The 15086-nt window shown below is 69.7% G+C and carries 14 protein-coding genes and 3 pseudogenes; 8 read left to right on the top strand and 9 right to left on the bottom strand.

Annotation, left to right across the window (positions count from 1 at the left end):
- Positions 1-46 precede the first annotated feature (46 nt).
- From ACFU95_RS19365 to ACFU95_RS19355, 3 genes are all read right to left on the bottom strand, one after another.
- Entirely contained in the window at positions 47-811 is a 765-nt protein-coding gene (locus ACFU95_RS19365) for an MBL fold metallo-hydrolase (protein ID WP_383828789.1), read from the bottom strand.
- A 41-nt stretch (positions 812-852) separates the two neighbouring features.
- A complete protein-coding gene (locus tag ACFU95_RS19360) occupies positions 853-1437 on the bottom strand; it encodes a TIGR03086 family metal-binding protein (protein WP_383828787.1) in 585 nt (194 codons plus the stop codon).
- A gap of 216 nt (positions 1438-1653) precedes the next feature.
- Positions 1654-1812 carry a hypothetical protein gene (locus ACFU95_RS19355; protein WP_383828785.1) on the bottom strand — a complete coding sequence of 53 codons (159 nt, stop codon included), beginning with the start codon at positions 1810-1812 and terminating at the stop codon, positions 1654-1656.
- 257 nt (positions 1813-2069) lie between these two features.
- Here ACFU95_RS19355 and ACFU95_RS19350 point away from each other — a divergent pair, with 257 nt between their 5' ends.
- Positions 2070-3308, top strand: a complete 1239-nt coding sequence (locus ACFU95_RS19350; RefSeq protein WP_383828783.1) for an MFS transporter — start codon at positions 2070-2072, stop codon at positions 3306-3308.
- On the opposite strand, the gene ACFU95_RS19345 is transcribed toward ACFU95_RS19350, so the two are convergent.
- Positions 3245-4408 carry a hypothetical protein gene (locus ACFU95_RS19345; RefSeq protein ID WP_383828781.1) on the bottom strand — a complete coding sequence of 388 codons (1164 nt, stop codon included), beginning with the start codon at positions 4406-4408 and terminating at the stop codon, positions 3245-3247. The genes ACFU95_RS19350 and ACFU95_RS19345 overlap by 64 nt on opposite strands.
- A complete protein-coding gene (locus ACFU95_RS19340) occupies positions 4405-5358 on the bottom strand; it encodes a 5-dehydro-4-deoxyglucarate dehydratase (RefSeq protein ID WP_383828779.1) in 954 nt (317 codons plus the stop codon). Before ACFU95_RS19340 ends, ACFU95_RS19345 begins: the two co-directional genes overlap by 4 nt.
- A 166-nt stretch (positions 5359-5524) precedes the next feature.
- On the opposite strand from ACFU95_RS19340, the gene ACFU95_RS19335 reads away from it, so the two are divergent.
- The 6 genes from ACFU95_RS19335 to ACFU95_RS19310 all read left to right on the top strand — a co-directional run bounded on the left by ACFU95_RS19335 (position 5525) and on the right by ACFU95_RS19310 (position 11605).
- Positions 5525-6334 carry an NAD-dependent epimerase/dehydratase family protein gene (locus ACFU95_RS19335; protein WP_383828777.1) on the top strand — a complete coding sequence of 270 codons (810 nt, stop codon included), beginning with the start codon at positions 5525-5527 and terminating at the stop codon, positions 6332-6334.
- 261 nt (positions 6335-6595) lie between these two features.
- Complete coding sequence (locus ACFU95_RS19330; protein ID WP_383828775.1) at positions 6596-7366, top strand: DeoR/GlpR family DNA-binding transcription regulator; 771 nt, start codon at positions 6596-6598, stop codon at positions 7364-7366.
- A 96-nt stretch (positions 7367-7462) separates the two neighbouring features.
- Positions 7463-8833 (top strand): ABC transporter substrate-binding protein, encoded by a 1371-nt coding sequence (locus ACFU95_RS19325; protein WP_383828773.1) that lies wholly within the window; start codon positions 7463-7465, stop codon positions 8831-8833.
- Positions 8830-9768 carry a carbohydrate ABC transporter permease gene (locus ACFU95_RS19320; RefSeq protein WP_383828771.1) on the top strand — a complete coding sequence of 313 codons (939 nt, stop codon included), beginning with the start codon at positions 8830-8832 and terminating at the stop codon, positions 9766-9768. The genes ACFU95_RS19325 and ACFU95_RS19320 overlap by 4 nt, the downstream gene beginning before the upstream one ends.
- Positions 9765-10619, top strand: coding sequence for a carbohydrate ABC transporter permease (locus ACFU95_RS19315; RefSeq protein ID WP_383828769.1), 855 nt, complete (start codon positions 9765-9767; stop codon positions 10617-10619). Before ACFU95_RS19320 ends, ACFU95_RS19315 begins: the two co-directional genes overlap by 4 nt.
- Positions 10616-11605: a zinc-dependent alcohol dehydrogenase family protein gene (locus ACFU95_RS19310; RefSeq protein ID WP_383828766.1), complete on the top strand. Its 990-nt coding sequence runs from the start codon at positions 10616-10618 to the stop codon at positions 11603-11605. The genes ACFU95_RS19315 and ACFU95_RS19310 overlap by 4 nt, the downstream gene beginning before the upstream one ends.
- Positions 11606-11719: 114 nt before the next feature.
- Here the strand turns inward: ACFU95_RS19310 and ACFU95_RS19305 are convergent.
- Positions 11720-11947, bottom strand: a pseudogene (locus tag ACFU95_RS19305) (protein kinase); the annotation flags it as partial.
- 121 nt (positions 11948-12068) lie between these two features.
- On the opposite strand from ACFU95_RS19305, the pseudogene ACFU95_RS19300 reads away from it, so the two are divergent.
- Positions 12069-12538, top strand: a pseudogene (locus ACFU95_RS19300) (NUDIX domain-containing protein).
- Positions 12539-12863: 325 nt separating this feature from the next.
- On the opposite strand, the pseudogene ACFU95_RS19295 reads toward ACFU95_RS19300, so the two are convergent.
- From ACFU95_RS19295 to ACFU95_RS19285, 3 genes and pseudogenes are all read right to left on the bottom strand, one after another.
- Positions 12864-13049 (bottom strand): annotated as a pseudogene (locus tag ACFU95_RS19295) (helix-turn-helix domain-containing protein); the annotation flags it as partial.
- 751 nt (positions 13050-13800) lie between these two features.
- Positions 13801-14079, bottom strand: a complete 279-nt coding sequence (locus ACFU95_RS19290; RefSeq protein ID WP_383828764.1) for a hypothetical protein — start codon at positions 14077-14079, stop codon at positions 13801-13803.
- Positions 14080-14538: 459 nt separating this feature from the next.
- Positions 14539-15086: transposase (locus ACFU95_RS19285; RefSeq protein ID WP_383828762.1), on the bottom strand; the 548-nt coding region annotated here is incomplete at its 5' end.

The raw sequence follows: 15086 nt of genomic DNA, 5'->3' as shown, positions 1-15086 counted from the left end.
GCCGCATGTTTCGTCAATGCTTCTTACAAAGGAAGTCGAGGTTGCTTCAGAGAACCAGCACGTGACCTTCGCGCGCGGCGAGAGTGGGCCCGCCGAAGGCCGCGGCGGCGCGTACGGTCGCCGCCTGAGGGGTGAGCGTGGGCCCGACGTGCGTGACGGCGAGCTGCCGCGCACCTGCCCGACGGGCGGCGGTTCCGGCGTCCTCGGGTGTCAGGTGGACCTGTTCGCCATCGCGATGCGCGTCGATGTCGGCCTCGCACAGGAACAGGTCGGCGTCGCGGGCGAGTTCGGTGAGGGCGGGGCAGGGCCCGCTGTCCCCGGAGTACGCGAGAACGCGCCCGCCGCTCTCCACCCGCAGCCCGTAGGCCTCGACGTCGTGCACGACTGCCCGCGAGGTGAGCAGCAGGTCTCCGTGGCGGGCGCAGTGGCCGTCGTGGAGCGGCCGGAAGTCGAAGACGCCGCTCAGGAAGGAAGTGTCCGCGCGCCCGAGGAAACCGGCGAGACGTTGCGGGCAGTCGCCCGGCGCATAGACCGGAATGGGCGCGTCTGGAGTGAGCCCGCCATAGGCCAGGCCGTAGAAGGCAGCGAGCAGGTCGGCGTTGTGATCGGCGTGCAGATGGGAGATCCAGACCGCGGAGAGCTCCGCCGGATTCGTATGCCGCCGCAACTCCGCGAAAGTCCCGGTCCCGGCGTCCACCCACACCTCGGCCCCTCCTGAGCGCACCAGATAGCCGGAGCAGGGGCGGCCGGGCCCGGGGTGCGGGGAGGCGGTGCCGAGGACGGTGACCGTGAGGGCGCGGGTGCGGGACATGCGGGGAGCGTACGACCCGCCTCCGGCGGGGGTCGCGGGAATTACGGCGTCCAGCCGGGGTCCCGTCCGCTCAGCCCGACCGCCCGGTCGAGCAGCGGGGCGTCGGCGGCGACCGGCACCACGGGGCCGAAGATCTCGTCCCGGCCGGGCTCGCCGACGGCGGCGAGGAGGAAGTCGTGCGACGCCCGCAACGCGGCGGGGTCGGGGGCGTACTCCTGGCCGGTGGCACGGGCCAGGTCCCAGCCGTGGATCACCAGCTCGTCCACGGCCACGGCGACCGCCACCGGGGCCGGCAGGTCCAGGCCGCCCGCCCGGGTCATGCCGGTCCGGGCGCCGGGGTCGCGCCACGCCTCGGCCAGTTCGTCGAGCACCTTGGGCAGCTCCTCGCGCCAGCCCGGCCCGATGTCCGGTACGGCGGCCCCGGGGCTGGTGTCGGTGGTGACGCCGAGGTCCTTGCGGGCGGCGTCACGGAAGGCGACGGTCAGTCCGAGCAGGTGCCCCAGCAGGTTGCGCACCGCCAGGTCCGGGCAGGGCGTGGACGCCGACAGCTGGTCGTCGGTGACTCCGTCGGCGAGGCGGGCGATGACGTGCGTCTGCGGTCCGAGGTCGGGGGTCGTGTCGGTCATGGGCCGGCTCCTCACAGGTCTGTTCCTGAAGGGTGGACCGACCGCGACGCCGAAACTCATCGACGGAGCCGACCGCCCCTGCCGGCGGGGGCGAATTCCCTCGGCGTCTTCCCGCCCGCGAAGCACCACGGCGCGATCACGGGGCACAGCCTCGCGGGATGCCGAAACGGCCCGTCGGACAACCCGACGGACCGTGACCGCACTCCCGGTCGGATGTCAGCCGACCGGCTCCGCCGCAATGGCGTCCGACGTCTGCGCGATCGGCGGCTCTTCGGACTCCACACCCTCTTCCCGCTGCTTCTTCAGCGCGAGTTCCCTCGCCGTCTTTTCCGAGAACAGCCTCATCTCGGCCTCGGTCCGGAGATCGAACACCATTGCCTCCTTCAAGCATGGTCGAGCCGCGGCTCCCTTGACCACCGCGAGCGCCTCTTTGCCTGAACATTACCTTGCGGGCCACCCCCGAGTCACGATCAAATTACGGTCGCACACAGGGAATTGGCGCACTGTTCACCTCGCCCGCACGCCCCCGCACGCTTCCCGAGCCCCCTGTGCCCGGCCAGGGACGAGGAGCGGGGGAAGTAAGGCACTTCCCCCATCCGCACGCCCCCGCCTTAGACCCACGATGGCGTGGCATGACGACCTCCCCTGCGTGGGCCCTCCCCCGCGTCCTGCGCGACCGCAACGCCGCCCTCTACCTCGCCGGAGTCGTGGTCTCCGGCTTCGGCACCTCGGCGTTGTGGCTCGTGTCCGGCGTATGGGTCAAGGACCTCACCGGCTCCGACGGCCTGGCGGCGCTGTGCATGCTCGCCATGTGGGCGCCCACCCTGGCCGGCCCGCTCCTCGGCACGCTCGCCGACCGCACCCGCCGCAAACCCCTGCTGATCGGCGCGAACCTCCTCCTGGCCGCCCTCCTGCTCACCCTTTTCACCGTCGACTCCCCGGACCGCCTCTGGCTCCTCTTCGCGGTCCTGTTCGTCTACGGCGCCGCGGGCGTGGTCCACGACGCCGCCGAGTCCGCGCTCGTCGCCTCCGCCGTCCCCGCGCCCCTGCTCGGCGACTTCAACGGGCTGCGGATGACGGCCTCCGAGGGCATGAAACTCCTCGCCCCGCTGGCCGGTGCCGGCGTCTACGCGGCGTACGGCGGCGCGAGCGTCGCCCTGCTCGACTCGGTGACGTTCGTGCTCGCGACCGGCCTGTACGCCTGCCTCCGCGTCCGCGAGAGCAGGCCCGAGCAGCCGAAGGGCGGCTGGCGGGCGCAGACCGCCGAGGGGGCCCGCTTCCTCTGGACGCACCCCGGGCTGCGCCCCCTCGTCCTGGCCGGCGGCACCACCATGCTCTGCGCCGGCCTCAACGGCGCGATGCTCTACGCCGTCATCGACGGCCTCGGGCACGCCCCCGCGTACGCCGGTGTGCTGTACGCCGTCCAGGGCGCCGGGTCGGTGGTGATCGGGCTGCTCTCCGGTCCGGCGCTGCGCCGGCTCGGCGAGCGCCGTTTCGCCGCGTACGGCATCGCCCTGACGGCCGTCGCCGCGGGCCTGCGGGCGATCCCGTCCGACGCCGTGGCCCTGGCGTGCGGCGCGGCGAGCGGCGTGGGGCTGCCCTGTGTGCTGATCGCCGCGCTCACCGCCGTGCAGCGCGAGACGCCGGACGCCCTGCTCGGCCGTACCGCGGCCACGGCCAACACGCTCGTCTTCACGCCGAACGTCATCGGGCTGGCGGCGGGAGCGGCACTGGTCGAACTGCTCGACCTGCGGCTCGTGCTGCCCGTCCTGGGTCTGGTGTGGCTGCTGACGGCCCTACCGCTGCTTCAGAGCGCGGCGAGCCCCTCTCGTACGGCCACCAGGTCGCCGTCGGACGCCAACCCCGCGTGATAGAGCCGGATCTCGGTGGCGCCCAGCTCACGCGCGCGTGCCGCGTCCGATGCCAGCGTGCCCGGGCTGCCGCCCATCCCGGAGACCACGCCGAGGTTGGCGGCGATGACCGCGTCCTTTCGGCCCTGCTCGGCGAAGGGGGTCAGCAGGCCGGGGCCGCCCGCGCAGGGCACGACCACGCCGTCCGCGACGGAGAGGATGTGCTCGGGGTCGACGCCCGGGTTGGCGCCGACGTGGTACGTCACCGGGTCGGCGTGCAGCAGGATCTGGAAGCCGTCGGGGGCCGCCGCGCGGACCGCCCGGACCGCCGTCTCCTGGAGCGTGCGGGCCGTTTCGTCGCGCCACGCGCGCGTGGCGGCCGCGTTCGACTCGCCGAGCAGCTTCTCGACCCCGGCCCAGCCCTCGTCGGCGACCGTGCCCTGCCACAGCGGTTCGAGGGCGGCGCGCACGGCGGCCGCCAGCTCGTCGGCGTCCAGGCCCTGGGCGCCGTAGCCCTGCTCGCACGTCGGGCAGAAGCAGAGCGCCATCAGGTACATTCCGGCGTCGCCGAGCGGCACCCCGGCGGTCTTGTCGTGCGCGTGCAGGTGCTGCAACCCGTACCAGCCGAGGGACTCCAGCTCGGTGCCGCCCGCCCCGGGGCGTACGGCGGCCTCGGCGGCCAGGTCGACGAGGTACGCGCGCGTGGCGGGCTGGGCGATGCAGGGGGCCCAGGAGTAGCGGTCACCGTAGGCGTTGACGACGGAGGTGTCCGGGTGGTCGGCGCCCAGGCGGGAGTTGTGGGCGAGGACCACCCAGGTGTGCACCTCCAGGCCCGCGTCCGCGAGCGCGGCGGCCGCCTCGCCGAAGGCGTCGCCGGGCGCCCAGTCACCGGCCGGGTAGGGGCGCAGCGTACGGCCCCGCCACCGGTCGTCCGTCGGGTACAGCACGGCCGCGTGCTCGGCGGTGACGATGCGCCGGCGCGGGTGGCGGGGGGTGAGGGCGCGGGTGGAGTGGTAGGCGGCGGCGAGCGTCACCTGTCGCACGCCCAGGGCGGCGATCCTCCCGGGGGCTTCCGGGTCCCCGTTGACGTCCCACGGGTAGACGAATGTCGACGCCTTCACTTGGTGTCCTCCGCTTCTTTCTCCAGCAGCGCGAATCCGCGCTCGATCACCTCGGCGAGCTGCTTCACATGATCCTCGCCCGGCTCGTGCAGCGGCGGCCGGACCTCCCCCACGTCCAGGCCGCGCATCCGTACGCCGGCCTTGACGAGGGCGACGGCGTATCCGCGGCCCCGGGCGCGCAGCTCGACGAAGGGGCGGTAGAAGCCGTCCAGGAGACGGTTCACCGTGGTGTCGTCGCCCGCCTCCAGCGCCCCGTAGAAGGCGAGGGCGATCTCCGGGGCGAAGCAGAACACGGCGGAGGAGTAGAGCGTCACGCCGATCGCCCGGTAGGCGAGCTGGGTCTGCTCGGCGGTCGGCAGGCCGTTGAAGTAGAGGAACTCGCCGGGTGCCTCGGTGCGTACGGCGCTGACGATCCGCTGCATGAGGTCCAGGTCGCCGAGGCCGTCCTTGAGGCCGATGACGCCGTTGGTGCGGGCGAGTTCGACGACGGTGGCCGGGGTGAACACGGCGTTGTCGCGCTGGTAGACGATGACGGGGAGCGCGCTCGCCGCGGCGACCTCCCGGTAGTGCCGCAGCAGCCCCTCCTGCCCGGCGACGACGAGATACGGCGGCATGGCGAGCAGTCCGTCCGCGCCGGCCGTCTCGGCGAGCCTCGCGTAGCGCACGGCGAGGGCGGTGCCGTATCCGGTGCCCGCGACCACCGGCACGCGTCCGGCCGCCGCCTCGACGGCCGCCCGCACGCATGCCTCGTACTCCTCGGGGGTGAGTGCGTGGAACTCCCCGGTGCCGCAGCACGCGAACACCGCGGCGGCCCCGGCCTCGACGCCCCGGCGCACATGGGTGCGGTAGGTGTCCAGGTCGACCGAGCCGTCGGGGCCGTAGGCGGTGACGGGGAAGAACAGCGGCCCGCCGGGGATGCTGAGGCGTGCGGCGAGGGGGGCTGGCGTCACGGGCTCTCCCTGGGACGAGAACGGGCGAGTGCAGGATTCTGATCAGAGTTTATGTTTATGAACGACGCCCACACCACCCTTGACGAAAGAGGGTGGTGATCCTTAACTAGTCCATGAATGTGAATACCGTGCACGCATGAGGCCGATGATTCAAGGAGAACCGAGGATGCCAGCGCCCCGCACCGTTCTGCTCACCGGCGCCGCCGGCGGCCTCGGCACCCTGATGCGTGACCTGCTCCCGGCGTACGGCTACGAGCTGCGGCTGCTCGATCTGCGCCCGATCGAGGGCGAGCCGGACGCGATCGTCGCCGACCTCGGCGACCGGGAGGCGCTGCGCGAGGCCGTGCGGGGCGTCGACGCGATCATCCACCTCGCGGGCATCTCCCTGGAAGCCCCGTTCGAGAAGATCCTGCGCGCCAACATCGAGGGCACCTACAACCTGTACGAGGCCGCCCGCGAGGAGGGTGTCGGACGGATCGTCTTCGCCTCCTCCAACCACGCGGTGGGCTTCACGCCCCGCCCGCAGGGCGACGACCCCCTGATCCCCATCGACACCCCGCGCCGCCCGGACACCTTCTACGGCCTGTCCAAGTCCTTCGGCGAGGACCTCGCGCAGCTCTACTGGGACAAGCACGGCCTGGAGACGGTGTCCGTGCGCATCGGCTCGTGCTTCCCCGAGCCGACCAGCGTGCGCATGCTCTCGGTGTGGATGAGCCCCGCCGACGGCGCCCGCCTCTTCGACGCGGCCCTCACCGCCGAGAACGTCGGGCACACCGTCGTCCACGGCTCCTCGGCGAACACCCGCCTGTGGTGGGACCTGACCACCGCCCGCTCCCTCGGCTACGCGCCGCAGGACGACTCCGAGCCGTATGCCGGGAAGCTCATCGCCGAGCAGGGCGAGCTCGACCCGGAGAACATCGGCCACGCCTACCTGGGCGGCCACTTCGTCAGCGACCCGCCGATCTGGCCGTACTGACCGGAAAAAGTCGTCACACGAGGCGGGCGGGCACCGAACGGGCCCGCCCGCCGTCGCATTCGGGCGCCGCGGGCGCCCGATCTCACGCGCCTCCTTCACAACCATGCAGGTCCGAGACGGGCATGCCGCACGGTGAACGGGCACACACGGGCAGCATCGGGCCTGCAACAGAGCTGGTCAGTGCCGGACACCCGCTGTAGAACTTCCCCCATGGGTCCCACCGGGCCCGAACGGGCAGCGAAGCGGAAGGCGGGTGTCGGCATGAGCACGAGAACGGCGGAAGAACGCCAGCGCGAGATCGTGCTGACCGCACGGCGCGAGGGCTCGGTCGATGTCACCGCGCTCGCCACCGAGCTGGGCGTGGCCAAGGAGACCGTACGGCGGGATCTGCGCGTCCTGGAGGACCACGGGCTGCTCCGCCGTACCCATGGCGGCGCCTACCCCGTGGAGAGCGCCGGCTTCGAGACGACGCTCGCCTTCCGCGCCACCAGCCATGTTCCCGAGAAGCGCCGGATCGCGGCCGCCGCGGCCGAGCTGCTCGGGGACGCCGAGACCGTCTTCGTCGACGAGGGCTTCACCCCGCAGCTCATCGCCGAGTCCCTGCCCACCGACCGGCCGCTGACCGTGGTCACCGCGTCCCTGCCGGTCGCGGGCGCCCTCGCCGAGTCCGAGCACGTCTGCGTGCTGCTGCTCGGCGGCCGGGTGCGGCGCGGCACCCTCGCCACCGTGGACCACTGGACGACGAAGATGCTGGCCGGCTTCGTCATCGACCTGGCGTTCATCGGCGCCAACGGCATCTCCCGGGAACACGGCCTGACCACCCCGGACCCGGCCGTCAGCGAGGTCAAGACACAGGCGGTCCGGGCCTCGCGCCGCACGGTCTTCGCCGGCGTGCACACCAAGTTCGGAGCGGTCAGCTTCTGCCGGTTCGCCGACATCGGCGCACTGGAGACGATCGTGACGAGCACCCTGCTCCCCGCGGCCGAGGCCCACCGCTACTCGCTTCAGGGCCCCCAGGTCATCCGCGTCTGAAAAGCAGCCCCACCCCCTCTACGGGCACCCGCACGCCCGCACATATCCCTTATCAACCCAATATTCCTGATCTCCCCTATCGTCCAGGAGCGATCCATGCGAACCCAGAGCCGACGACGGCCACCGCGAGCCACGCTCGCCATGGCCGCCGCAGGGACGCTGCTCGCCCCGCTGCTCTCCGGCTGCTGGGTCGGAGCCGGCGGGTCGGGGTCGGGCGGCGACTCGATCAACGTCCTCATGGTCAACAACCCCCAGATGACCGAGTTGCAGAAACTCGCCTCCCGCTTCACCGAAGAGACCGGCATCAAGGTCAACTTCACCGTCCTGCCCGAGAACGACGTCCGCGACAAGATCAGCCAGGACTTCGCCAACCAGGCCGGCCAGTACGACGTGGCGACCCTCTCCAACTACGAGATACCGATCTACGCCCGCAACGGCTGGCTGCACGAGATGAACTCCTACGTCGCCAAGGACCCGGCCTACGACGAGCAGGACGTCCTCAAGCCGATGCGCCAGTCCCTCACCGGCGACGACGGCAAGCTCTACGGCCAGCCCTTCTACGGCGAGTCGTCCTTCCTGATGTACCGCAAGGACGTGTTCGAGAAGGAGGGCCTGACGATGCCCGCGCACCCCACCTGGCAGCAGGTGGCGGACCTCGCCGCGAAGACCGACGGCGCCGAGCCTGGCATGAAGGGCATCTGTCTGCGCGGACTGCCGGGCTGGGGCGAGGTCATGGCCCCGCTCACCACCGTCGTGAACACCTACGGCGGCACCTGGTTCGACAAGAACTGGAAGGCCCGGCTCGACTCCCCCGAGTGGGAGAAGGCGACGAAGTTCTATGTCGACCTGGTGCGCGAGCACGGTGAGTCGGGAGCGGCCCAGTCCGGCTTCGCCGAGTGCCTGAACAACATGACGCAGGGCAAGGTCGCCATGTGGTACGACGCCACCTCCGCGGCCGGATCCCTGGAGTCGGCGAACTCCCCCGTCAAGGGCAAGGTCGGATACGCGCCGGCCCCCGTCGAGAAGACGGAATCCTCCGGCTGGCTCTACACCTGGGCCTGGGGCATCCAGCAGGCGTCCCGGAACCCCGACAAGGCATGGAAGTTCGTGTCCTGGGCGTCGAGCAAGCAGTACGAGCAGCTGGTCGGCGACGAGATCGGCTGGTCCAACGTCCCGGCCGGCAAGCGCGCTTCCACCTACGCCAACCCGGCGTACCGCGAGGAGGCGGCCGCCTTCCAGGAGATGACGAAGGAGGCCATCGAGGGCGCCCGCCCGACCGACCCCGGCGTCCAGCCGCGCCCCGCGCCCGGCATCCAGTTCGTCGGCATCCCCGAGTTCACCGACCTCGGTACCAAGGTCTCCCAGGAGATCAGCGCGGCCATCGCCGGACGCCAGTCCGTCGACTCGGCCCTGAAGAAGTCCCAGCAGCTCGCCGAGAAGATCTCCGAGGAGTACGAGGGGCGATGACAGCGACGACCACGGCCCCGGTGGCCACCACTCCCGTGCGAACGACACGCCCGCCCTCCGCCCGGCTGCGCGCCTGGGCGACCCGGGCCCCCTTGCTCCCCGCCCTCATCTTCATGATCGCGGTGACCCAGCTGCCGTTCGTGGCCACGCTGGTGATCTCGTTCTTCGACTGGAACTCCCTCTACCCGGACGCCCGCCACTTCACCGGCGTCGACAACTACCGGGAAGTCCTGACCGACGCGGACCTGCGCCACTCGGTGTGGACGACCGTGCTCCTGACGGTCGCGGTGGTCCTGGCCAGCCTGGTCCTGGGCCTGGTCCTGGCACTGCTCCTGGACCGGAGGTTCAAGGGCCGGGGTGTGGTCCGCACCCTCCTGATCGCCCCGTTCCTGGTGGTCCCGGTGGCGGCGGCCCTGCTCTGGAAACATGTGCTCTACAACCCTGAATACGGCCTGTTCAATGGGTTGCTGCACTATGTGGGCGGCCCACAGCCCGACTGGATCTCCAACACCCCGCTGCTGGCGGTCGAGGCCTCCCTGGTCTGGCAGTGGACGCCGTTCATGATGCTGATCCTGCTGGCCGGCCTGCAGAGCCGCGACCACGAGCAGATCGAGGCTGCACGGGTCGACGGCGCGAGCGACTGGCAGATCTTCCGCCACCTCACCCTCCCGCACCTGCGCCGCTACCTCGAACTGGGCGCACTCCTGGGCTCGATCTACATAGTCCAGAACTTCGACGCGGTCTTCACGATCACATCCGGCGGTCTGGGCACCGCCAACCTCCCCTACACCGTCTACCAGAGCTTCTACCAGGCCCATGAGAACGGCCTCGCCTCGGCCGCGGGCGTCCTGGTGGTCATCGGCTCGATCATCATCGCGACCTTCGCGCTGCGCGTGGTGTCGTCCCTGTTCCGCGAGGAGGCGTCACGCGCATGAGCGCAGTAGCCGTACGACTTCGTACTCGCAGCCGCCGCAAGGGAGTCGGGCTCGGCCTGATGGCCTGGCTGCTCGGGATCCTGTTCTTCCTGCCGATCGCGTGGATGGCCCTGACGTCCTTCCACTCCGAGGAGGACGCGGCGACAAACCCGCCGTCCTTCGCCGCATCACTGACGCTGGACGGCTACCGCGAGTTCTTCGGCGCGGGCGGCGGGGCGAGCCCCTGGCCGGCGCTGGTCAACTCGACGGTGGCGTCGGTGGCCTCGACCCTGTTCGTCCTGGTCCTGGCCCTCCCGGCGGCGTACGCGTTGTCGATCCGCCCGGTGAAGAAGTGGACGGACGTCCTGTTCTTCTTCCTGTCCACGAAGATGCTGCCGGCAGTGGCGGGCCTCCTGCCCCTGTACCTGTTCGCGAAGAACACGGACATGCTCGACAACATCTGGCTGCTGGTCATCCTCTACACCTCCATGAACCTGCCGATCGCGGTGTGGATGATGCAGTCCTTCCTGGCCGAGATCCCGGTGGCGATCATCGAGGCGGCAAGGGTGGACGGAGCGAGGCTACCGACGATCCTGACCCGCGTCGTAGCCCCCATAGCCCTCCCGGGCATCGCCGCGACGGCCCTCATCTGCTTCATCTTCAGCTGGAACGAGCTGCTGTTCGCCCGAGTACTGACCGGCGTGGTCGCGGAGACCGCCCCCGTCTTCCTGACCGGCTTCATCACCAGCCAGGGCCTGTTCCTGGCGAAGGTGTGCGCCGCGTCGCTCGTCATCTCCCTGCCGGTGCTCGCCGCGGGGTTCGCCGCCCAGGACAAGCTGGTCCAGGGCCTGTCATTGGGAGCCGTGAAATGAAGGCCGCCGTCATCGAGTCCGTCGGCAAGGCAGTCGTCGCCGAGGTCCCCGACCCGACGCCGGGCCCGCGGGAGGTGGTGGTCGAGGTCGCGGCCTGCGGCCTGTGCGGAACCGATCTGCACATCCTCCAGGGCGAGTTCGCGCCCAAGCTGCCGATCGTGCCCGGGCACGAGTTCGCGGGCGAGGTGGTCGGGGTCGGCACCCAGGTCACGGAGCTGTCGGTGGGCGACAGGGTCGCGGTCGACCCGTCGTTGTACTGCTACGAGTGCCGCTACTGCCGTACCGGCCACAACAACCTCTGCGAACGCTGGGCGGCGATCGGCGTGACGACGGCCGGAGGCGCCGCGCAGTACGCGGTGGCCCCCGTGGCCAACTGCGTGAAGCTCCCCGAGCACGTCCGCACCCAGGACGCCGCACTGGTCGAGCCGTTGTCCTGCGCGGTACGCGGCTACGACGTCCTCCGGTCCCGCCTCGGTGCCCACGTCCTGATCTACGGCTCCGGCACGATGGGCCTGATGATGCTGGAGCTGGCCAAGCGGACGGGGGCCGCCAGCGTGGACGTCGTGGACGTGAACCCCGCCCGCCTGGAGACGGCACACAGGCTCGGCGTCTCGGCCTCCGCCGCGAGCCCGGACGAACTGGACCGCCCCCAGGGCTGGGACCTGGTCGTCGACGCCACGGGCAACGCGGCGGCGATCCAGGACGGCCTGGACCGGGTGGCCAAGGCGGGCACGTTCCTCCAGTTCGGGGTCGCGGACTACTCGACCCGCGTCACGATCGACCCGTACCGCATCTACAACCAGGAGATCACCATCACCGGCTCGATGGCGGTCCTGCACAGCTTCGAGCGCGCGGCGGAGCTCTTCGCGAACGGCGTCCTCGACCCGGAGATCTTCATCAGCGACCGGATCCCACTGGAGCGCTACCCGGAGGCACTGGGGCAGTTCGCGTCGGGGGTGGGCCGCAAGATCGTGGTGGTGCCGTAGGGGGTTCTCGCCCCCGCCGCCCCTACCCTTCACGCCCTTGAAAGGGCTCCGCTCCTTCAATCCCGCCCCCGGTTCAGCCACGCTGGAAACGCTGGATGAACCGGGGCTCCGGGATCAGCGCAAGGCAGCACCCACCTCATAGATGGTGGGTCGGTCCTCGGGAGCATGGCTGAGCATCGCGTCCATCAGATCGCCTGGCTCGCCAGGCGCCTTCACCGGCCGCCGCCGACCGTTCGCCACGGCCTCCCTCTGCACAGAACGCGGAGCATCGTCCGGATACTCGACCGCCCGCCAGCCCGTGGCTGAGATCAGCAGGGAAGCGCCGAGTGCATAGATGTCGGCCAGGGCTCCCGTGTGGCATCTTCGGCGCAACGGAGAGGGCTGCGGGCTGCATATTCGACACCTACGCCAGCAGCTTCGACTCGGTGTAGGAGACCGCGACACCGGTAAGAGAAGAGTGGCCATGGCACGGACCGAGTACTACGACGACCCGGCGGCACCTGAGCCGAACAGTTTGGTGGTCGCCGCGTCTGCCGTGGTTACCGACGACGAAGGGCGCATCCTCCTTCAGCGCCGACGGGACAACGATCTCTGGGCGCTCCCTGGCGGCGGCATGGAGATGACCGACTCACTCCCCGGGACGGCCGTCCGCGAATGAAAGAGGAAACGGGCCTGAAGGTAGAGATCACAGGGCTCGTGGGCACGTACACCGACCCTCGCCACGTCATCGCCTACTCGGACGGCGAGGTACGCAGACAGTTCAACGTCTGCTTCAACGCCCTCGTGGTCGGCGGCCGACTCGCGATCTCGGACGAGTCCACGGAGCTGCGGTTCGTCCAGCCGGAGGAGATCGACCAACTGCCGATGCACCACACGCAGCGGCTCCGGATCCGTCATTTCCTGGAGCACCGTGAACGGCCCCATCTCGGCTGACTCTTAGGTGCCGGTAACCCTGATGCCAATGATCCCAAGCCCCCAGCTTGGGAAGCTCGGATCCTTTTGCGGGCGGTTGTTGGGCTGACGTGCGGCCAAGCAGCTGTGTGCTCTGACGGGCTGGCTTGCTGCTCCCCGTCGCCCTTCGTGGTTCCCCATACGACCTGGCACGGATCTGACAGAAAGGCGCCTTGCTCCCGCAGCGGATATGACCTAGACACTCACATCCTTGCAAGTCAACGGCACCTTTCTGCTATCGGGGCGTCAGATCACCCAATCCCGCTGAATACCCAGGGCTAAGGTATTGTTTCCTTTGCGGGTGCATACGGCGTGGGCTCGTGTGCGGGCGGGAGGAGAGGTCGCACACCCCGACCTCGCCGAGTTGCCGGTAGCGGTCGGCCCATCACTGGGCGGTGGTCGGCGAGACCTGGAAGCGCTCGACGGCCCACCGAAGGGGGCAGCCGTCCTCGACGATACAGCGAGCCAGACGCAGGCGGCCGGTCTCGATCATGGGTGCATTGCGATGGGGAACGAGGGCCTGGCTGGTGCTCGATGGAGGTGTCGCTATCTGCACCGAGCCAGAAGACAGGCCCTCACCCATCAAGATCCGTCAGCGGAGAACTGCATCACCTGTCAACAATTGCTTCCGACGACCGTACACGTACCACAGTCGTCCCAGTCCCAGGGGGCCCAAGTGCAGGACTGAGGTGACGTGGTGCCGCCCATGCCTGCTGCAGCCGCCGGACCAGCGCCGGCAACGACAGTTGCCGTGAGAGCCGCCACTACCAGGGCGGCCGCTCGTGATATTTTGACCCAATTGCGAGGCATGATCTCCCGTTTCGTCAACGAGTGAATCAGACGGCATGGCGAATGCAATGTCTGATGCGAATATCATCCGGCATTTTCGAACGCGCTCGCCGAATAGATGTAGTCCTGCGATAGAGACCATAATTTCAGGAACCTTGAGCGGCAAGCGATTTGAGGTTCCCTTGAGGAAGGCCGGCCGACTAAACGCGGGATTCTTCGCATTCCCTCTGGTTTATCATCGATTCTTCAGAGACCGTGAGTGCATGACCAGGTCGCTGGTTCGCCCTGTTTGTTCCGCGTGATCGCGGGCGGGGCCTTCGCGTGTCGCTGCGGCTGCGCCGGGGTTCCACGGCTCCCGGAGTGTGCTGGTCCTGCTCCTTCCTGGTCTTCGTCGGGTCTGGCGGCCGGTCGTCAGGTGATGGCCGGGAGTGCGGTGAGTTCGGCTGCTGGTGCTGTCAGGCGTCGCCGTCGGTGGCCCCTTCGAGCAGGTCCATGGCGTGGTTGTGGAAGCGGCGTTCGGCATCGCGGCACGGGGAGTTGAAGAAGGCTCGCTGTGCTTCGGCAAGGTCGCAGTTCAGCAGGCCCATGGTCACGAACACGGCTTCTACTCCGTGACACCCGTTGTCCTTGAGGAACTGCTGGAGTGCGGCCGTGTCGCCGGTTGCCTCCCAGACGGGCCGGGCGGTTTCCTGCATGGCGCCGATGCGCGCTGATCGTTCTGCGTCGAAGCTCACTGGACCCGCCCTTCTGGTTTGGCCCGCAGGCTATCGCCGGGTGGACGGGGTACGCAGGCCCGTTTGAGCAGCCTGGGCGATGGGCGGATGGAGGGTGAAGGCTCTGCCGTCGCGTAGGAGGGCCTATAGGACATCGAGACGTAGAGGCGATCGGATCGCAGATCTCAATCAGCAGCCAGGGCGTCTCGAAGAGCGTGGCTGCCACTCCATCGGAGCCACCGGGGGCAAGCGACTTCAGAGCCACACCCCACTCTTCCGGACCGCCAAACAACTTACGGAAGTTCAATGGCGCTCTAGCCTCGATCTTTCGTGACGGTCCGCCGACGGAGTCGGTGGGCCGTTTCGCTTTCTGTGGCTGGTGGTGGGCAGGCTGAGGAGCCGTGTGTCGTCTCGGATGGACGCCGGGTTCCACTGCTCCGGTCTGTGCTGGCTCCCTCGTAGGAGCGGGAGGGTTGCTGGTCAGCCGGGGTTCGGCAGGAGTGCAAGCCGTTCGAGGGCGCCTGTGACCTCACCGTTCCAGGGCCAGTGGCGGGCGAGGCGGAGGATGCGGCGCCGGCCGGTGGTGACGAGCTGGGCGGCTGCGGAGAACAGGCGGAACCGCAGACGGCGGGGCTCCCAGAGACGGGCCTGGCCGGTCAGGGCGAGCATGGGCATCCAGGCCAGCAGGTCAAGCGCGATCTGGACGATCTCCAGCCAGACCTTGTTCTGCGCGGTGTGGTGCAGGGGCAGGTTGCGTAGGCCGGTGGACCGGGCAGCCCGGATCCGGTCCTCGGCGCGGGCCCGCAGCCGGTGCCGGAGCTCGAGCTCGGCGATGGGACGGTCCGGGGTGTCGGTCGCGAAGCACGTGATCCGCATGCCGTCCGCGTCGGTGATCCTCAACTGGGCCCCGGGATGCGGCCGTTCCTTGCGGACGATCAGCCGCATCCCCTTCGGCCAGCCGTCCAGCAGGCTGCCGGTGAGCTCGGCGACCCAGGCCCCGTCACGGACCGTGCCGTTGGCCTCGACGG

The organism is Streptomyces sp. NPDC057623 (assembly GCF_042800355.1).
Lineage (GTDB): Bacteria > Actinomycetota > Actinomycetes > Streptomycetales > Streptomycetaceae > Streptomyces.
Note: the sequence above shows the minus strand (reverse complement) of the source record. Positions and strands in the feature narration are given on the sequence as shown.